The organism is Gymnodinialimonas sp. 57CJ19 (assembly GCF_038396845.1).
Lineage (GTDB): Bacteria > Pseudomonadota > Alphaproteobacteria > Rhodobacterales > Rhodobacteraceae > Gymnodinialimonas.
Window position 1 is genome coordinate 1,865,022 of record NZ_CP151587.1, and the last position, 19,340, is coordinate 1,884,361.

The window sequence follows — 19,340 nt, forward strand, 5'->3', positions numbered from 1 at the left end:
TGATTGGACACGTAATGAACACCTGGATTGCAAACGCCATCGCTCAGATCAACGCCGACGCGCATCGCTCGGCGGATACGCATCTGTTCAAACTGCCTCTGCCGCGGCTATTGGATGTCGACATTTACCTCAAGGATGAGAGCACGCATCCGACCGGCAGCCTCAAGCATCGCCTTGCGCGGTCGCTGTTTCTTTATGCGCTGTGCAATGGCCACATCGGCCAAACGACGACTGTCGTCGAGGCATCCTCCGGCAGCACGGCGGTGTCCGAGGCCTATTTCGCCCGCATGATCGGCGTGCCCTTTATTGCGGTTGTTCCCAAAAGCACAGCGCGCAGCAAAATCCGGCAGATCGAATTTTATGGCGGCCAGACCCATCTGGTTGATGCAGCTCCGCAGATGCACGACGCTGCCGTCGCGCTGGCGGCATCGCTGAACGGCTACTTCATGGATCAGTTCACCTACGCCGAACGCGCGACGGACTGGCGCGGCAACAATAATATCGCTGAAAGCCTGTTCACCCAGATGGAGCGCGAGCCCCATCCCATCCCCGCGCATCTAGTCATGAGCGCAGGTACCGGCGGCACCTCCGCCACGTTGGGGCGCTACATTCGGTACAAGGGCTACGGGACGGAACTGACCGTCGTGGACCCGGATAATTCGGTGTTCTACGACAGTTACATGACCGGCGACCGAAGCCTGACGTCTGACACCTCCAGTCGGATCGAGGGCATCGGGCGGCCCAAGGTAGAGCATTCGTTTCAGCCCGGCGTGATCGACCATATGATCCAGGTCCCCGATGCCGCCAGCATTGCCGCGATGCGCTGGCTCGAGCGCCTGATCGGGCGCAAGGCGGGGCCGTCTACCGGCACGAACCTGTGGGGGGCGTTGCAAGTGGCGGAAGGCATGCAAAAGGCAGGGCAGGAGGGGGCCATCGTGACGCTGCTTTGCGATAGTGGAGAGCGCTACCTCGACACCCATTACAACGCCGATTGGGTCAGCGAGTGCATCGGCGATTGCCGCGACTACGCGGATCAGCTGACGGAAAAATTTGGCTGACGGTCACGAGAGCATATCAACAATGGCATCAAACTGAGCGTCCCGTTCGCGCAGAGCGGACCAAACCAGAACGATGTCGGATCTGGCGGCGGGCGTCACGATCGGGATCGTTACAAGCGGCTTGCCATCGTAGGTGATGTCGGACGGTGGACGCGCATAGCTGATGCCGATCCCGCCGCCGTAGGCCGCGAGCGAGCGCATCAGCTCCAACGATGTGACCTGTTGGCAAACGGTTGGCGCCAAGTGTTCTTGGGCGAATAAATCGCGCATGTGCGCGTCGGATCGTCCCTCGCTGAACAAGATGACCGGGTGGCGTGCAACTTCGTCCAGTTCCAATGACGCGCGATCAGAAAGCGGGTTGTCCGGCGAGAGGAATGCAACCGGTTGTGCGCTTTTGATAACGCGGCGCTGGAAAGCCGCGTCGAAGCCCACATCGTAGCAAATCGCCAGGTCCATCCGTCCTTCAGCCAGATCGGAGGAAATGCTGGCAAACCGACCCTCGGCGCTTTTGAATGAAGTTTCCGGGAAGCGTTTTGACAGGGTTGCCATGGCAGGCGCCAGAAACCACGGGGCCAGATCCTCGAAACATCCGAGGGTGAAAATCGGTTGCGCGTCCTGCTTTCGTTCAATCGCTGTCGCCATGTCCAACACTTTGCGAGCGTTCGCAATCAGACCATGACCAAACGGCGTGATCGTGATTGACGCGCCTTTACCGCGCGCGAAGATCGCAGCACCCAGGCGTGCTTCAACCCGCGTGATCGCAACCGAAAGCGAAGGCTGCGATACATTAAGCGTAGCGGCCGCCTTGGTGAGGCTTCCAGCCTCGGCAATTCCGATGATGTATTCGTATTGGCGCAAGGTGAGGTATAGCATAAAGCTAATATTAGTATGCCGTAATATTATTTGAAACTAAAAAGAGGCCCGCATACTAACGATAAAAATCGGAGGAACCCACCATGCACGCCCTTTTGACCCAAGACCATATTGATGCCTATCAGCGCGACGGTGTTGTGCTTGTAAAAGGGCTGTTCGCCGATCATGTCGACGCGATCCGCGCGGGCATCGAGCGCAACATGGCAGAGCCCGGCCCCTATGCGGCCGAGAACCTGAAAGCGGGCGAGGGTGGGCGGTTCTTCGACGATTACTGCAACTGGACTCGCATCGCCGAGTTCGAGGAGGTCATTCGCACCTCTCCGGCCGCCGAAGTTGCCGCCGACCTGATGGGATCGAGCCGCGTGCAGGTGTTCCACGACCATGTGTTGGTGAAAGAGCCCGGCACATCCAAACCTACGCCTTGGCATCAGGACGGGCCGTATTACTTCGTCGATGGCATCCAGAATGTCAGCTTCTGGTCGCCCATGGACCCGGTAAAAGGCGCCAGCCTGCGCTGCGTTGCGGGCAGCCATGCCTGGGAAAAGCAAGTGTTGCCAACCCGTTGGCTGGCCGAGACCAGCTTCTACCCCAATGAGGACGACTATATGCCCGTCCCGGACCCCGATGCGGAGGGCATGGATATCCGGGAATGGGAAATGGAGCCGGGCGACGCGGTGGCCTTCAACTACGGCACCCTGCACGGGGCGCGGGGCAACACGACCGACACGCGGCGCCGCGCATTTTCGCTGCGGCTTTTGGGCGATGATGCCCGCTATGGGGAACGCCCCGGCCCGACCTCTCCGCCGTTTCCCGGCCATGACATGACGCCGGGCCAGGTACTGCGAGAGGACTGGTTTCCCGTCGTTTATCAACGCTGATCTGGGCCTTTCCGGCGCCTGCCAGCTCTATTAGAGTGCACCCATGACAGACTCACGCCTTGATGCCCTGCCCACGCCCTGCCTGCTCGTGGATGAAGCCCGTATGGTGCGCAACATTGATCGGTTGGCTGATCGCGCCGCGCATCTTGGCGTGACGCTGAGGCCGCACCTGAAGACGACCAAAAGCGTCGATGCTGCGCGTCTTACGCTGACCGGCGGCACCGGGCCGGCTACGGTCTCTACCCTCGCGGAGGCGGAGGTTTTTGCGCGCGCGGGCATCACCGATATCCTATACGCCGTGGGCATCAGCCCCGACAAGTTGGACCGCGTCGTGGCCCTGCACCGCGCGGGCTGCACCCTGACGGTCCTGCTGGATAACGCGGAACAAGCACGCGCCGTCGCTGAAACGTCGAAGGCTTCTGGCTTGAAACTACCGGCTCTGATTGAGATTGATTGTGATGGCCATCGCAGCGGGCTGACTTCCGACGATCCGGCGCTTATCGAAGTCGGGCGTATCCTGCATGACGGCGGCGCAGATCTGCGCGGTGTGTTATGCCACGCAGGCGACAGCTACGCCGCAGTAGGCCACGCGGCCCACGCCGAGTGCGCCGAACAGGAACGGCAAGCGGTGGTGAATGCGGCCAACGTGCTGCGAGACGCCGGATTGCCTTGCCCCGTGGTCAGCGTCGGCTCCACCCCCACGGCCCACGCGGCACAGGACCTGACCGGCGTGACAGAGTTGCGCGCCGGCGTCTACGCGATGTTCGACCTGTTCATGACGGGCATCGAGGTCTGTGACGTCGACGACATCGCGTTGAGTGTTTTGACAACGGTAATCGGCCACCAGAAGGCGCGTGGCTGGACGATTTGCGATGCCGGATGGATGGCCATGTCCCGTGACCGGGGCACAGCGGCGCAACGGGTCGATCAGGGTTATGGTGTCGTGTGCGACGCAGACGGTCGGGTGATCCCCGGCCTGATTGTAACCCAAACCAATCAGGAACACGGCGTGATCGCGCGTCGTCCGGACTATACCGGCGATATCCCTGACTTTCCCGTGGGAACCAAGCTACGCATCTTGCCCAACCATGCCTGTGCCACGGGCGCTCAGCACGGCCAGTATCACGTGATCCCGAAAAACACGGACGCGGCCCTCAAAGTGTGGCCGCGGTTCGGAGGCTGGTAGGGCTCAATCCGCCATTTGCGCGTTAACCTCTGCGCCTTCTCGTCAATCATTGCCTGTAGCTGCCTGCGGAAGCCAAGGCGATCCTTGAGACAGCCACCCATGATCTCGGACCCGCTGCCCTGCAACGCCGCAGCCGAAAATCGGTCAATCTCGGTCCGAGCGTTTCTGGAAACGGAAAGAGAGTCCGCTTCACTAAATGGATGATCCGGCCCGCCAGTCAGCGCCCGATCGGTTGCAAGAAGTCATGCGGGAAGACGCCGGTGTGGGGCTTGGCAGCTTTTCTCACCGGGCGTCGGATGGGCAGGGTCCCCAGACATGGGCGCACCGAAAGCGACCAAGGCCTTGGGGGGTAATTGACGGAGCCGCGATGATAGTTCAATAAGTGAAGCAAGTGGGATTCGCCTTTGGGGAAAGGCGTGCATTCGTTCGGGGTCTTTCCTGGGCGTGATGAGGTTCGGGGAGAGGTCCGATATGCTTTACGCTTTCACATTTTGGCTCGTTTTCGCCGCAATATGGCGCATTGCCATGCCCGCAGAGGCCCGTGGCCGTACTTGGAGCTATGCGCATATGGCGGTGCCGGGGGTGGCGCTTTGCGTTTACTACGCTTCTCCTGCTTCCCTTGCTGAACCTTTGAGCTTCTGGCTCTGGGGTGTGCTCGCGATGGGCGTGCTCGGTGCGATCGGCTGGTCTATCGGGATGGCGAAGAAGAACCATAGCATTATGGATGTGGTTTATCCGTGCATCAGCTTGGGGATCGCCCTGACGGTTGTTGTGCTGGCCGCCCCTGAGATAACGCTTCGGCTTGTGGTGCTTTTGGGGCTGATGGCGATCTGGATGCTGCGCATGGTGCACCACGCCTACGGCACCAACGTCGGCGCCGAGCAGCAGCCTTACGCCGCGCACCGCAAGCGGTTTGGCAAGCGCTGGCCGTTGTGGAGCTTTTTTGCTGTCTACATGTTGCAGGGCATCCTGATCTGGATCTGGTGCATGCCCTTCGCTTTCGCGGCCTCGGTCGAAGGCTCGGCACTGCGCGCGACGGACTGGATCGGTGTGGTGGTGTGGCTTGTGGGTTTTGGCTTTCTTGTCGTCAGTGACAGTCAAATGAATGCCTTCAAGGCGAACCCGGCCAACAAGGGCGGGATCATGGATCGCGGCCTGTGGGCGTATTCGCGTCACCCCAATTATTTCGGCGAGTCGCTGGTTTGGTTCAGCTATTTCATGTTTGCGCTTGCGCATCCGTGGGGCTGGCTCAGCATCATCGGGCCAATCTACACGACGTGGTTCATGGGGTGGGGATCGGCCACGCCGGGGAATGAGCGGCACATGGCCAAGACGAGAGGCGAGGCTTGGAATGACTATGTGCGCCGGGTGCCGATGTTCTTCCCGGGGCTGCCAAAGCGTTGAGTGCCAGGTGGGCGCAGCGCGGGCCTGATCTGTAGCGCGGCCTGCGTCATCGGCGTTGCGGATATGAATTCATTTAAAAGACTTAGTTGTGAACGTGATGGCTGTGAGAGGGCGATTAAATCTCAGTAATTAAGGGGTGATCGCCTCACATAATGCTTGATCGTCTATTTTTAATGGTCCATTAATTGAACTAACAAGGTCAGAATCGGAGGGAGCACGCTCATGCAGTCACTCATCATCGACGCAATTCGGACACCACGTGGGCGCGGCGGTAGCAAAGGGGGCGCGCTGACGGAAATCCGTGCATCGGACCTTCTTGCGGGTCTGTTTGCCGAAATCGCGCGGCGCCATCCCGGTGTGGAAGACGCCGTTGAGGACGCAGTCATCGGCTGCGCCACGCAGTTCGGCGATCAGGGGGGTAACGTTGCCAAGACGGCAGCGATCCGCGCGGATTGGCCTGCGACCGTGTCAGGTCTGACGGTCAATCGTTTTTGCGCATCGGGCCTGTCGGCGTTGAATATCGCCGCCGCGCAAGCTCATGCCAATGATGCCTGCTATCTTGCGGGCGGAGTCGAGATGATGTCGCGCACGCCCATGTTCGCCGACAAAGGGGCGTTGTTCGTTGATAAGGACGTGGCTGCCTCTGCCAAGTTCGTCCATCCTATCCTGGGTGCGGACCTTGTCGCCACTTTGCATGATATCAATCGCGAGGATTGCGATGCCTACGCCGCGATGTCGCAGCAACGGGCGGAAGCTGCGCGCGCAACTGGACGCTTCACGTCAATCGTGCCGGTGCGGGGTGCCGACGGAACTGTTTTGTTGGAGCAAGATGAAACCATCCGCGCCGGAGCGACGGCCGAAGGCATGGCCGCCATGGAGGCCAGCTTCCCCAAGATCGGCAACCCTGAAGAGGTGGAGCGCCTCAAAAGCGCATACCCGGACCTTGACGACATCCGCCACATCCACCACCCCGGCAGCTCACCTGCCATGGCGGATGGTGCGTCGCTGATCCTTTTGGCAAATGACGAGACCGCGCAGCAAAACGGCCTGCGCCCCCGGGCGCGCGTTTTGGCAACGGCGGAGGCCAACGTCGCGATTACCCAGACGGGCGCCGTCGACGCGACCCTGAAGGCGCTGAAACGCGCGGGTCTTAGCGTCGAGGATATCGACCTGTGGGAGGCACGCGACAGCTTCGCCGCCGTCACCCTGCATTACATCCGCACCCTCGGCCTGAGCCTTGACCGCTTCAACGTCAACGGCAGTTCCATCGCCCTGGGTCACCCGCTTGGCGCCACGGGCGGAATGCTTGTCGGCACGCTGCTGGACGAAATGGACGCGCGCGATCTGCGCTATGGGGTTGCCGCAATCGCCGGGGCCGCTGGTGTCGCCTCGGCCTGCGTGATCGAACGTTTGCCCCAATAAGCCTGAACAGAATTCATCGGAGGAAAGACCCATGGTAGATATTTTCAATCACGGTCATTCGACCCTGGAATACCCCAACGACAACCCCTACCTGAACGGCCCTCACAAGCCGATTGATCTGGAATACACCGCCAAAGGCCCGGACCTTGAGGTGATCGGAGACATCCCGAAGGACCTGCAAGGCATGTATGTGCGCAACGGCCACAATCAGGTGCATGAGCCCATCGGTAAATATCACCCCTTCGACGGCGACGGCATGCTGCACGCCATCTGGTTCAACGAGGGCAAGGTCGAATACCGCAACCGCTATACCCAGACCACGGGTTGGCTGGCCGAGAAGGGCGCAGGCAAGTCCCTCTGGCCCGGCATCATCGAGCCGCGCCGCCGTCAGCGCCGCGGGTGGGGCAGCATCAACGCGATGAAGGACAACACCGGCACCGATGTGATCGTGCACGCGGGCAAGATCATCGTGGCGATGTCCCAATGCTCCGAGCCGTACCGGATCGACGCGGAAACGCTGGAGACCCTCGGGCCGGACACCAACTGGGCCGCTGCGCTTGGAGATCGGGGCATCTGCTCTCACTTCAAGGTGGATGAGCATACCGGCCATATGATGTTCTTTAACTTCTCCGAAAAGCCGCCTTACATGAACTATGGCGTCGTCGATGGGGACAACAACCTTGTTCACTATGCGCCCATCGACCTGCCGGGGCCGCGCTGGCCCCATGACATGGGCATGACCGAGAACTACTCGATCCTGCACGATCTGCCGATGTTCTTCGACCCGGAGAGCCTGAAGAAAGGCGGCCACCGCCTGCGGTTCTGGAAGGATATCCCCGCGCGCTTCGGCGTGATCCCGCGCTTCGGCACCAATGAGGACGTGAAGTGGTTCGACGCCGAGCCGTGCTACATCCTGCACCTCGCCAACTGCTACGAGGATGGCGATTGGGTCGTGCAGGAAGGCTGCATCATGCCCAATCCTGTGCCGGACATGAGCGATCTGCCCAAGGAAGGCTACGACCGCCTGTGCCGGATGCTCGACATGCACACGCAAGGCACCCACATGCACCGCTGGCGCTTCAACATGAAGACCGGTGAGACGCAGGAAGAAACGCTGGACGACCAGATCTCGGAATTCCCGATGGTCAACGGCCTCTTCAACGGGCGCCCCACGCGCTACAGCTACAACGCGCTGCCGGTGCGGGGAGAGTGGTTGCTGGATGGTCTGAAGAAGTACGACTTCCAGACCGGAGAGACCAAGACATTCATGATGCCCAAGGGCGAGTTCGTCAGCGAGGCGCCTTTTGCCGCCCGCATCAACGCCAAGTCCGAAGATGACGGCTACATCGTCACCTTCGTGACGAACGAGAACACGGGCAAAGGCGAATGCGTGCTGTTCGATGCGCAAAACATCGAGAAGGGGCCGATCTGCCGGATCATCATGCCCTATCAGGTGCCCACGGGCGCGCATGCCTTCTGGGCGGGCTCGCACATGCTCTATGAAAACGGCGTCAGCCTCGACAGCTGACCCGACCCCGGTACTGCCCGCGCAACCCTTCGATTTCTGACGCTCGGGCAGGATACCTACCGTCATAACACCCTCAACTTTAGGATTGAGAATGGACTTCAACGGTCAAACAGTTCTTGTCACAGGAAGCGCATCCGGCATCGGTCGCGCGATTGCTCAGCGCTTTGCGAAGGCGGGTGCGAACGTCGTGCTGCACGGCATGGGGGAGGCGGCCAAGACCGCTGAACTGGCGGTGGAGATGCAGGCGGCAGGCGTGCAGGTGCTGGAGGTCGACGGAGACCTCACCGATCCCGCCATACCGAAAGCGATTATCGAACGGATCTTGGGAAGGTTTGGAAAGCTCGATGTGTTGGTCAATTGCGCCGGGGCCTCGCCGTTGAAGAACAAGCTGGAAGATGTGCCGTTCGACGATTGGAACCGCGTCATGGCGATTAACATCAACACCCAGATGTTGATGTGTCAGGCGGCGCTGCCGCTCCTGCGCAAGGGGCAGGGACGCGCGATTGTGAACATTTCCTCATCGGTCACGCGGGTCGGCGGCGTGCCGGGCGGCATTGCATACACGTCCGCAAAGGGGGCGGTGGATAGCTTCACGCGGGCGCTCGCGCGGGAATTGGCGCCCGAGGGTATTCGAGTGAACGCGGTGGCGCCGGGGCTGGTAGACTCTGACTTCCACGCCGTCTCCGCCGCCGAGCACTATGGCTCGGTCGCTGATGTGACACCGTTGGGCCGTCTGGGCCTGCCCTCCGATCTGGCGGGGCCGGTGGTTTTCCTGGCCTCAGCCGAGGCCGCGTGGGTGACGGGTGAAGTGCTGGAGGTCACAGGTGGCCTGCGGCTGTCGTACTGATTGGCATCTAGGTCGAACGCGGGGGATGGAACGCATGAACACACAGCTGCAAACCGAGGCTCCGCTTGATGACGGTGCCCGCCTTTTGTTCGACCTGTTCGAGCGGAACTGCCGCGCCTATCCCGATGCAGAATGCCTTGTCGACCCTTCCGACCGTTCACGGATTGCGGAGGGCGTGCCGCAAAGGCTGACCTGGGCGCAGATCAGCCAGCGCGTCGACCGGATGGCATTGACCCTTGTGGACCATAAGGTCGGGAAGGGTGATGTTGTCCTGTCAGTGGCCCCAACGCTTCATGAAACGCTGGTTGTGCAACTGGCCTGCCTGCGCCTTGGGGTGATCCTCGCGCAGGTTCCAGTCCAGTACCGCGAGGCTGAAATAGCCAGTTTCACGGATCGCCTGCGCCCCCGGGTGCTGATCGGCCACAAGCGGCTTGGGAAGCACGCCCATGCGGCGATGCTGCGTCAGATCGCCAATGCTCATGATGCGCCTGTCACGGTGATGGCGTACGGCGGCGATGTGCCCGATGGCGTGGTTGATCTGGATGCAAACGCGGCGCTTGCGCTTGATGAGCAGGAGGCCGCGCGCTTGGACGCCGCCATCGTCCGTGCCGATATGCAGCCCGATGATGACGCGTTTATCGTCTTCACCTCGGGCACCTCTGCCGCACCCAAGGCAATCCCACGCACCCAACAGGACCTGTTCGACATGCGCACGTTCCTGACCGATGCGGCACGGCTATCGGTGGGGGGCGGGTTCCTCTGTCCCCGTATGCTCAACACTATCGGGGCCGTCGCAAACGGGATTGCGTCGTGGCTATATTCCTCGGCCCGGATCATCCTGCATCATCCTTTCGACATCGAGGTCTTCCTCGAGCAGATCGCGCAAGAGAAGCCTGAGGTCACAAGCTGCCCACCGGCGATCCTGACGACCATGTTGCAACGCATTGACGCAGGCGCCGAAGTGGACCTGTCCAGCCTGCACCACATCACCACGGGTTCTGCGCAACTCAACCCGCAGCTCATGATCGACTTCCGCGACCGTTTCGGCATCGCCCTGGTCAATGTCTTTGGCTCCAGCGAGGGCGTGATGCTGCTGGCCAGCGAGGATGACATCCCCGACGCGGAAGACCGCGCGCACTATTTTCCGCGCCTCGGCAATGGGCCGTGCCCCTCGACACTGGGGATATTGGCGAATTATCAGACCCGTCTTGTGGACCCGGCCACTGAACGCGAAGTCCACTCTGCCGACGTTATCGGTGAATTGCGGGTCAAATGCCAAACCATCCTTCGCCACTATTGGGACGATCCCAAAGGCACCCAGGATGCCTTTGACGCCGACGGCTGGTTTCGCACCGGCGATCTGTTCGCCTATGCAGGCGATAACTGCGCCTACCTGAGGTTTGTTGGCCGCCTGAAGCATATCATCGTGCGCGGTGGTCTGAACATCTCGGCCGAGGAAGTGCAGGCCTTTGTGCAGTCGCATCCCGCCGTCTCCGAGGTTGTGGCCGTCGCTGTTCCCGATGACAAGATGGGCGAGAAGGTTGGCGTTGCCGTCACCCTGCGCCCCGGCGCCAGTCTGACCCTGCCGGACCTGTGCGACCACCTTAAGACCGAGGCCAAGATCGCCGTTTTCAAACTGCCCGAACATTTGCGTGTGCTCGACGCGCTGCCTGTCCTGCCTAGCGGCAAGACGGACCCCTCCGCCGTGCGTGCGCTGTTTGCGCCGCAAGCCGACAATGGATGACACTATGACACGAACACTCCCCGACTATTCCGTAACCGGCGAAGGCCCCGTGACGGTTTTCATGCTCCACGGAGCGTTTGGCGCGAAGGAATACTGGCGCAATCAATTGCGCGCATTCAGTGATGCGGGTCTGCGGGTCGTCGCATGGGATGCGCCGGGGTATGGATGCAGCCCGTTGCCCGCAAATTTCTCGGTTGAAGTTGCGGCCGAGGCGCTGGCAAGGCTGATCGCCCACGAGAAAACCGAGACCAACATCGTCCTCGGCCACTCCATGGGCGGCATGATCGCGATCCGCACCTACGGCATGGTGCCCGAGATGATCGACGGCCTTGTCTTGTCGGCCACCAGCGCGGCGTTTGGCAAATCCGAGGGCGACTGGCAGAAAGAGTTTGTTCGCGCCCGCGTTGCCCCCCTGGATGCCGGGCGGACCCTGGAGGAGTTCGCACCCAAGATGCTGGGCAAGATGTTTGCGCCAGGACTGTCCAATGACGCGACCGATATGGTGGTCCGCGTCGTGTCGCAGATGAAGCCCGAAACCTTCCGCGCCGCGATTGAGGCGATCACAAGGTTTGATGCACGCGAGGTGCTGCCAAGTATGAATGTGCCAGTCCTGTGCATCGCCGGTGGCCACGATTTGGCTGCTGCGCCACCGAAGGTGATGGAAAAGTTGTCCACCAAGATTGCCAATGCAGAATTCCAGTGCATGGACCATGTGGGCCACTTTGGCTGGGCTGAAGATGCTGACGATTTCAATATGCGTGTTCTGGACTTCCTCAAGTCCCGAATTGCGGCGGTTGAACAGGTTATGACCCGTGAAAAAACTGACGCCTGAGATGATGTCGACACAGTTGCCACTTCCGTTCCACACCCAAGAAACGCTGCGCTTCGGCGATCAGGATGTGCAGGGCCATATCAACAACGCCGTCTATTCCACGCTGTTGGAATGTAGCCGCGTGGCTTTTCAGTCCGACCCCGAGCGGTTCAATCTGGCCGCGGGTCAGATTGTCGTGATTGCCGCGCTGTCCGTTGAGTTTCTGCGGGAACTTCATTGGCCCGCGACCGTCGATATTCGCTTGGGCGTCACCCGTATCGGGCGGAGCAGTTTTGGATTTCGGCAAGAAATCTGGTTGCAAGACACGCTGATCGCCAAGGCGCGTTCAACGCAGGTCATGATTGACGCGATCGCGCGAACATCGGTGGCACTGTCAGACGACCAGCGCCAGCAACTGCAAGCTTGGGTAGTCGACGGCGAAATACAATAAATGGACCTATTGTAAGCGGGCATATTCTCTCCATCGTTTTCAAGATGTTGAAATAGTGCGCTTAAAGGCCGTTGTTAGCTGCTGGTGCGTGATTTTAAAGTTCGCACGGCGATCAGAAAAGGTTTTACTAAAGGTTCGTTAAGTGCACTATGACGTCGGGAGAATGGGCGAATCGCTAAGGTCGCCAGCCGTCAATCAGACGGGACAACTGAGGGAGAATCTCACATGAATACCCGGAACATTTTTGCAGCAGGTATGGCTGTCAGCGCGATGGCCCTTTCGGCAGGAATGGCAAGCGCGCAGGAGCGCGAATTTAGCCTCGCTACCTACATTCCAGCAAGCACATCATTCGTGACGGACTTGCTGACGCCCTGGGCGGAATGGCTTACTGAAAACTCGAATGGCGAGTTCTCCGTTGAAGTCTTCGCCGGTGGCACGCTGGGTCGTGACCCGAACCAGCAGGACCGGATCGTGTCCTCTGGCATTGCTGACATGGCTGTTCTGGTTCCGGGCCGTAACCTGGGCGCCTACCCGCACTACTCGGTGTTTGAGCTTCCCGGTTTCGCCCGCAGCGCTGATGAAGGCAGCTATGCCGCATGGCAGATGCACCTTGATGGTACGCTTGAGACAGGTGACGAATTGCAGGTCGTGACCGTTTGGACGACGGACCCCTACATGGTTCACACCTCCGAGCCTTTGGGCGACATTTCCGAGATTTCCGGCCAACAACTGCGCGTTCTGGGCCAGACCCAGACAGCATCGGTGCTGGCTTTGGGCGGTGTCCCACAGGCCGTCAGCATCACGGAAACGCCCGAGGCGATCAGCCGGGGGACGCTGGATGGCTCTCTCGCGGATTGGGCGGTTTTCGACGTGTTCCAACTCGGCGAAGTGGCCGACAACACCTACACTCTTCCGATGGGCGTTCTGGCCATGTCCGTGGTGATGAACCCCGACAGCTACGCCGAGCTTTCCCCGGAAGGCCAGGCCGTATTCACGCAAGCCGGTGACGTCTGGCAGCAGATGGTCGTCGACTATTATGCACGTGAGCGCGGCAGCATCATCGAGGAATATACCGGTCGCGGCCACGTCATTGTGGAAGCAGAGGATGCCGCGGTGAACGCATTGATCGAGGCCACTGGCGACTTGGCGGGGAACGCCCGCGAAACTGCCGGTGATGCGGTGATGGACGCCTACATGGCGCGTCTGGAAGAGCATCGCGCGCAGTCCAACTGATCGCGTTGAGGGGAGGCACATCATGTCCCGGATAGTCGACACGTTGCACCGCGTCGTGACGCAAATCAGCAAGCCGACCGCCATCATTGGCATCCTCGGGTTGCTTGCCATCGCCTGCGTCACGCTCGCGTCGGTGACGGCACGCGCGGTGTTCAACAGCGCGATTGTCTGGGCCCATGATGCGGCCAGCCTGATTATCATCATCGTCGTCGCTACGTGTTTTCCAACGGGCGTTCTGCTCAGGAAACACGTGGCGATTGAATTTCTTGGCGGGGCTCTCGGGCCTCGCTGGACACGCATCCTCGACACTTTCGGGGCAGTGATCACCACTGTCGCGCTCGCCGTTCTAGCCTGGCAGATGACCGTCATCGCGGGCCAGGAAGTAGCCTATAACTCCACCACGACCGTCGCACGCATCCCCACTGGGCCGGTGTGGTGGGCGGCGGCGATTATCGTCTGCGTATCGGTTCCGATGCAGGTCATTGTGACGCTCCGGATCGCGGCAGGTACATCCACAAGAGATGCCAAGGAAGATCACGTATGACATCGGAAATGATCGGCCTTTTAGGCGTTGTTGGGTTGCTGTTGATGATCACCCTTCACGTCCCCATCGGCATTGCCATGGGCGTGGCAGGCGTTGTGACCTTCGCCGTGTTGCGCAACTGGGACGCGGCGTTCTCCATCGTTGGCACCGAAGCGTCGACCGTTTTTGCCAGCCTGGAGTTTGCGATCATCCCTTTGTTCCTGATCATGGGCAGCTTTGCCGCCTCCGGTGGCATGGGGCGTGATATTTACCGGCTGGCTTATGCCTTCCTTGGCCACTATCGGGGCGGACTCGCGCTGGCGACCATCGGCGGATGTGCGGGCTTCGGCGCTGTTTGTGGCTCTTCCATCGCGACAGTATCGACCATGACGCAAGTGTCCCATGGGGAAATGGTGAAGCGGCGCTATTCTCCGGCGCTTTCCAGCGGCAGTATCGCTGCGGGGGGCACGTTGGGGATCCTGGTGCCGCCGTCGGTCATTATCGTGCTTTATGCCGTGTTGGCCGAGCAATTCATTCTGACGTTGTTTACCGCAGCACTTATTCCGGCGTTGATTGCCGTGGTGGGGTACATGATTGCGATCCGGGTCTACGTCGGCCTGAATCCTGATGCCGGGCCGGCTGGTGAGCGGTCGTCATGGCGAGAGCGGGGCCAAGCCCTGAAGGAAAGCTGGTCCACGCTGCTGTTGGGTGGCGTCGTGGCGGGCGGCATCTATTCCGGGATTTTCACAGTCACCGAATCCGCCGCCGTCGGGGCGCTATTGGCGGTTGCCATCGCCATCTTCAAAGAGAAGATCAGCCTCGAGGTGTTCTGGCAAAACCTCTATTCCACCGCCGCCACAAGCGCGATGCTCTACGTAATCCTGATCGGTGCCACGGTTTTCGGCTATGCGCTGGCATTGTCCCGATTGCCTGACGGTATTGTCGAGGTTCTCGGCGCACTGGAGGTTCATCCGCTGATAATCATCGCGGGCCTCATGGTGATCTATATCATCCTGGGTGCCTTGTTTGACACGGTCTCGGCGATGGTTCTGACCATGCCGTTCGTCTTTCCACTCATCCTGGATCTCGGGTTCGACCCGATCTGGTGGGGGATTGTCATGGTGATGGTGATCGAGATCGGAATGATCACTCCGCCCATCGGGATCAATGCGCTGATTATCAAATCCATGCTACCCGACAGCCGTTTGGGGGACATCTACAAAGGAATCGTGCCGTTCCTGATCTCGGACTTTGTCCGCCTTGCACTGGTGATCCTTCTGCCCGCATTGACCCTTTGGTTGCCGACAATTCTTGATCTACCGCGTTGATAGACGGGCGGGAACGGGGTTAGGTGGCGCGCAAAGGTGCCCGATTGTGCCTTGCGTATCAATGAAAGCAGCGCTGTGACCGCAGACACGAAAGCAAATGATCGGATCGAAGAGGCGATGGTCGCCAAGTTTTCTGTCGTCCGGGCGCTTGCCGTCATGGGTGATGGTTGGACGCTTCTGATCCTGCGTCAGGCCTTCCACGGAACGCGCAGGTTTACGGATTGGCAGGAAGAACTGGGCCTGCCCAAAGCCGTCTTGTCCAATCGGCTGGAGCGGTTGGTAGAGGCGGGCGTTCTGAAGAAGAAGCCTACGCAGACGGGCGGACGGCGGATGGAATACCATTTGGACGAGGCGGGACTGGCCCTGTGGGAGCCGCTTTGCTCAATTCTGCGGTGGGCCAACACGTGGTCGGGGGACGACGGTAAGGAAGGGCCTTGGTTTCACCATGTGTCCTGCGGAAATGATTGCGATCTGATCATCAGCTGCGACACCTGTGCGCAGCCCCTGACCCCCTATGACACCTTCGCCGAAGCCGGGCCCGGTGCCGGCTTGGAGGAGCGCGTCGAAGCACATTCCCGCCGCCGCGCCAACTCCGCTGCGCGCCACGGGCAGCAATATCTTGGCTCGGCTGAGGTCATGGCAATGTTTGGCGACATGTGGTCGCCCGCGATCATTGCCAGCGCGTTCCGCGGCGCGCGCAGGTTCAATGACCTCGTGTCGTATCTGCGAATTCCCCCACTGGTTCTGTCGATGCGCCTCAAGGAACTGCTGGCGCTTGGTGTCTTGCAGCGCAAATCCGTGGAAGACAGTGAACGCTATGAAGCCTTCCACTTGACCAAGAAGGGCAGGGACCTTTTCCCTTATATTGCGATGCTCGCGAAGTGGGGTGATCAGTGGTGCGATGATCCTTCTGGCGTGCCGCTTGTCTTTCAGCACCGGACCTGCGGGCACCGCTACACGCCAAACTACCGATGCTCTGCCTGCGGCGGTCGGGTGACACGGTCGGAAATTCGACTTTTGGGCGCCTATCGCTAAGGCGCCCTTGGTTCGACGCAAAAAGTCGCGCGCGAACGCCTGAATGCGACCTGATGTGCCGCAAATTTAATTGTCCGGCCCGTTTCGTGGTGGCATTCTGCGCCCATGGGCGAGCGATGGCGTCGCCAGCACTTTGTGCATGCCCTTCTTCACCGTCCTGAACGCCGGGATCTTGCTTTGTCGCACGGGCGATGGGGGGGATCACGACCCCTGTTTGCGCCACGCGCTTGTTAGGAGTCGGTTCGATGGAACGTCCGCAGTTTTACCGTTTTCACCAGGGTGAGAAGACCCTTCCGTTTGCAGATGCCGAATATGAGGCCCGCCTGAGCAACCTGCGGGCCGTCATGGCCGCAGAGGGTGTCGACGCCTGTGTCATGACGTCCATGCACAACGTCGCCTATTATTCAGGCTTCCTCTATTGCTCTTTCGGGCGCCCCTACGCGCAGGTCATCACCGCAACTGAAACTGTCACGATGAGCGCGGGCATTGACGCGGCACAGCCTTGGCGGCGCGGTTATGGCGACAATATCACCTACACCGACTGGCAGCGGAACAACTACTGGCGCGCGATCCTGTCGGTCACCGGCTCTGGCAAGGTCATCGGCTTTGAGGGCGATCACCTGTCGATCACCCAAATGGGTCTGCTCAATGAGTTCCTCGCGCCGTCTGCGACGAAAGACATCGCCCCCGCCACAATGCGCCTGCGGATGCATAAGTCCGAGGCCGAGATCGCGCTGATCCGCGCCGGGGCGAACACTGCCGATATCGGCGGCTATGCCATCCGCGACGCGATCAAGGCCGGCGCGCGCGAAGTCGATATCGCCATGGCGGGCCGCGACGCGATGGAGCTGGAGATCGCCCGCCGTTTCCCCGACTCCGAAATCCGTGACAGCTGGGTCTGGTTCCAGTCCGGCATCAACACCGATGGCGCGCATAACCCTGTCACCACCCGCCAGTTGCAGCGCGGCGATATTCTGAGCCTCAATACATTCCCGATGATCTCGGGCTACTACACGGCGCTGGAGCGGACATTGTTCGTGGAAGAGGTCGATGACGCGAGCCTGAAGATCTGGGAGGCCAATGTCGCGGCGCACGAGCTGGGGATCAGCCTGTTGAAGCCCGGCGCGACGTGCGCGGAAGTCACCCACAAGATCAATGACCTCTTTGCCGAGCGGGATCTGCTTCAGTACCGTACGTTTGGCTATGGCCATTCCTTCGGCGTGCTGTCCCATTACTACGGGCGTGAGGCGGGCCTGGAACTGCGCGAGGACATCGACACAGTGCTGGAGCCTGGCATGGTCATCTCGATGGAGCCGATGCTGACCATCCCCGAAGGCCAGCCCGGTGCAGGCGGCTACCGTGAGCACGACATTCTGGTCATCGGCGAAGACGGCAACGAGAACATCACCGGCTTCCCCTACGGCCCCGAGCACAACGTGATCGGCTAAGCAACAAGGCTGACCACCGCGTGAAAGGGTGGTCAGCCTTCCCGCGTCTTGCGGCCTTTCCGGGTGCCGTAAGGCGTCTGACCGTATCGGTCGCGAAATTGCCGCGAGAAGATCTGGGCAGAGCTGAACCCCGTCGCGGCCGCCACTTCGTTGATGCTGTGGTCGGTCTCCACCAACAGGGACCTCGCCCGTTCCAGCCGGATGTTCATGTAGGTTTTTGCGGGTGTTTCCCCAAGGTATTTGCGGAAATGACGCTCAAGCTGGCGACGCGACAGGCCCGCTTGTTCGGCCAATTCTTCCATCAGCAACGGCTCTTCAATACTGTGGTACATCTGCTGCACCACGCCCACCAGCTTGGGGTTGCGCGTGGCCACCGCCGTCGCGATGGAAGACCTTTGCGGACGGCTGCCACTCAGATCAGGGTCGTTCAAGCACATGTCCGCCACGACCACCGCAAAGTCACGGCCGTAATCGCGGGCGATCTGCACCAACATCATCTCGGCGGCGGCGGCCCCCCCGCCGCAGGTTAACAAATCGCCGTCTTCCTCAAAGCGGCTCCCCGTGGGAGCGAGATCGGGGAATTGCTCGATGAAGCCAGGCTGGTTCTCCCAGTGGAGGGTAAACTGTTTGCCCTTCAGCAGACCGGCCCGCGCCAGCGTCGCCGCACCTGTGCAAATGCCACCATGAACTGCGCCGAACCGCGCCCGGCGGCGCACGGTGCCCAGTGTCTTGGTACTGGCCGCATCGCTCCAATTGTTGCCGGAGCAGATGAACAGGGGGAGGTCGTCGGAAATCTCTTCAAGTTTGCCGTGGACGCCGACGGGAAGGCCCGACGACGATGAAGCCGGCATGCCGTCCTCTGAGACGACATGCCAGCCATAGAGAGGATGCTGTGCCAACTGATTGGCAATGCGCAGCGGATCAAGTGCAGAACTGAACGCCAGCAGTGTAAACTCCGGCAACAGCAGGAAGCCGAACCACTTTGTCGGACGTGGCTCCTTGATCGTGCTGGTGAAGGCCCCGTCGGGGATGACAGCCCGATCCGCCCACATGGGGTCACGGTCCGTCATAGGAACTTGAGGCACGAACGTTGACCAGGTTGCGCCGCACCGGCGCGGGCCCGTTGCAATGAGGCCAAGTTAGCGACCGACAGGTGCCGGGCCTTTGGTGAAGCCAGCCGTCGGAAAGGCGCGCTCTGGGCGGTGGCTGCCAAAACTCGAGCGTCGCAGTGCAGTGCATTTGGCCCGCCACGGCGTGTTCTGTTGCACGGCCGTGACGACTTTGTAGTTTGCACGCTGCGCATTTGTGGCCTCTTTTTCTCCATGGCGACGGCGACCATTCTGGCAACTTTACCGCCTTGACGCTCCACCAAACGTATCGCGGTGACCGCGGTCCCGCCAGTCTCAACTCACGGATCAAACAGAAGGCCGCGCGCGACCGCTGCAGAGGCAAGGGGCGCACGCGTGGGGGTATGGTTGCGTGCGCTGACAAACGACCGCGAGGTCATGGGGCGGTTAGGACCAAGGGTGCCGTGATCCGCCCGCCTGACGCGGGCTTCGCCCGGTTCTCAG

Annotated in this window: 17 protein-coding genes; 15 read left to right on the forward strand and 2 right to left on the reverse strand. The window is 60.6% G+C overall.

Annotated features, from left to right (window positions below; all coding sequences use genetic code 11):
* The first annotated feature begins 14 nt into the window (after positions 1-14).
* Positions 15-1,058 carry a PLP-dependent cysteine synthase family protein gene (locus AADW23_RS09180; RefSeq protein ID WP_341864200.1) on the forward strand — a complete coding sequence of 348 codons (1,044 nt, stop codon included), beginning with the start codon at positions 15-17 and terminating at the stop codon, positions 1,056-1,058.
* A 3-nt stretch (positions 1,059-1,061) separates the two neighbouring features.
* On the opposite strand, the gene AADW23_RS09185 is transcribed toward AADW23_RS09180, so the two are convergent.
* Positions 1,062-1,931, reverse strand: a complete 870-nt coding sequence (locus AADW23_RS09185; RefSeq protein ID WP_341864201.1) for a LysR family transcriptional regulator — start codon at positions 1,929-1,931, stop codon at positions 1,062-1,064.
* A gap of 83 nt (positions 1,932-2,014) precedes the next feature.
* On the opposite strand from AADW23_RS09185, the gene AADW23_RS09190 reads away from it, so the two are divergent.
* The 14 genes from AADW23_RS09190 (at position 2,015) to AADW23_RS09255 (ending at position 17,769) form a co-directional block, all read left to right on the forward strand.
* On the forward strand, positions 2,015-2,809 hold the full coding sequence (locus tag AADW23_RS09190; RefSeq protein ID WP_341864202.1) for a phytanoyl-CoA dioxygenase family protein: 795 nt from the start codon (positions 2,015-2,017) through the stop codon (positions 2,807-2,809).
* A gap of 43 nt (positions 2,810-2,852) precedes the next feature.
* Positions 2,853-3,995 carry a DSD1 family PLP-dependent enzyme gene (locus tag AADW23_RS09195; protein WP_341864203.1) on the forward strand — a complete coding sequence of 381 codons (1,143 nt, stop codon included), beginning with the start codon at positions 2,853-2,855 and terminating at the stop codon, positions 3,993-3,995.
* A 471-nt stretch (positions 3,996-4,466) separates the two neighbouring features.
* Positions 4,467-5,399 (forward strand): DUF1295 domain-containing protein, encoded by a 933-nt coding sequence (locus AADW23_RS09200; protein WP_341864204.1) that lies wholly within the window; start codon positions 4,467-4,469, stop codon positions 5,397-5,399.
* Between the two features lie 222 nt (positions 5,400-5,621).
* Positions 5,622-6,821 (forward strand): acetyl-CoA C-acyltransferase, encoded by a 1,200-nt coding sequence (locus AADW23_RS09205; RefSeq protein WP_341864205.1) that lies wholly within the window; start codon positions 5,622-5,624, stop codon positions 6,819-6,821.
* Between the two features lie 31 nt (positions 6,822-6,852).
* The gene (locus tag AADW23_RS09210) at positions 6,853-8,349 is read left to right on the forward strand and encodes a carotenoid oxygenase family protein (RefSeq protein WP_341864206.1); all 1,497 of its coding nucleotides are present in this window, start codon (positions 6,853-6,855) and stop codon (positions 8,347-8,349) included.
* Between the two features lie 91 nt (positions 8,350-8,440).
* Complete coding sequence (locus AADW23_RS09215; RefSeq protein ID WP_341864207.1) at positions 8,441-9,196, forward strand: glucose 1-dehydrogenase; 756 nt, start codon at positions 8,441-8,443, stop codon at positions 9,194-9,196.
* 34 nt (positions 9,197-9,230) lie between these two features.
* The gene (locus AADW23_RS09220; RefSeq protein WP_341864208.1) at positions 9,231-10,940 is read left to right on the forward strand and encodes a class I adenylate-forming enzyme family protein; all 1,710 of its coding nucleotides are present in this window, start codon (positions 9,231-9,233) and stop codon (positions 10,938-10,940) included.
* A 4-nt stretch (positions 10,941-10,944) separates the two neighbouring features.
* Positions 10,945-11,772 (forward strand): alpha/beta hydrolase, encoded by an 828-nt coding sequence (locus AADW23_RS09225; RefSeq protein ID WP_341864209.1) that lies wholly within the window; start codon positions 10,945-10,947, stop codon positions 11,770-11,772.
* The gene (locus AADW23_RS09230) at positions 11,753-12,202 is read left to right on the forward strand and encodes a thioesterase family protein (RefSeq protein ID WP_341864210.1); all 450 of its coding nucleotides are present in this window, start codon (positions 11,753-11,755) and stop codon (positions 12,200-12,202) included. The genes AADW23_RS09225 and AADW23_RS09230 overlap by 20 nt, the downstream gene beginning before the upstream one ends.
* Before the next feature lie 225 nt (positions 12,203-12,427).
* Positions 12,428-13,435, forward strand: a complete 1,008-nt coding sequence (gene dctP / locus AADW23_RS09235; protein ID WP_341864211.1) for a TRAP transporter substrate-binding protein DctP — start codon at positions 12,428-12,430, stop codon at positions 13,433-13,435.
* Between the two features lie 22 nt (positions 13,436-13,457).
* Positions 13,458-13,979 carry a TRAP transporter small permease gene (locus AADW23_RS09240; protein WP_341864212.1) on the forward strand — a complete coding sequence of 174 codons (522 nt, stop codon included), beginning with the start codon at positions 13,458-13,460 and terminating at the stop codon, positions 13,977-13,979.
* Positions 13,976-15,286 carry a TRAP transporter large permease gene (locus AADW23_RS09245; protein ID WP_341864213.1) on the forward strand — a complete coding sequence of 437 codons (1,311 nt, stop codon included), beginning with the start codon at positions 13,976-13,978 and terminating at the stop codon, positions 15,284-15,286. Before AADW23_RS09240 ends, AADW23_RS09245 begins: the two co-directional genes overlap by 4 nt.
* 75 nt (positions 15,287-15,361) lie before the next feature.
* The gene (locus AADW23_RS09250) at positions 15,362-16,321 is read left to right on the forward strand and encodes a helix-turn-helix domain-containing protein (RefSeq protein WP_341864214.1); all 960 of its coding nucleotides are present in this window, start codon (positions 15,362-15,364) and stop codon (positions 16,319-16,321) included.
* Between the two features lie 245 nt (positions 16,322-16,566).
* Positions 16,567-17,769 carry an aminopeptidase P family protein gene (locus tag AADW23_RS09255; protein WP_341864215.1) on the forward strand — a complete coding sequence of 401 codons (1,203 nt, stop codon included), beginning with the start codon at positions 16,567-16,569 and terminating at the stop codon, positions 17,767-17,769.
* Positions 17,770-17,801: 32 nt separating this feature from the next.
* Here AADW23_RS09255 and AADW23_RS09260 read toward each other — a convergent pair whose 3' ends face one another.
* Complete coding sequence (locus AADW23_RS09260; RefSeq protein ID WP_341864216.1) at positions 17,802-18,821, reverse strand: GlxA family transcriptional regulator; 1,020 nt, start codon at positions 18,819-18,821, stop codon at positions 17,802-17,804.
* Between the last annotated feature and the right edge of the window lie 519 nt (positions 18,822-19,340).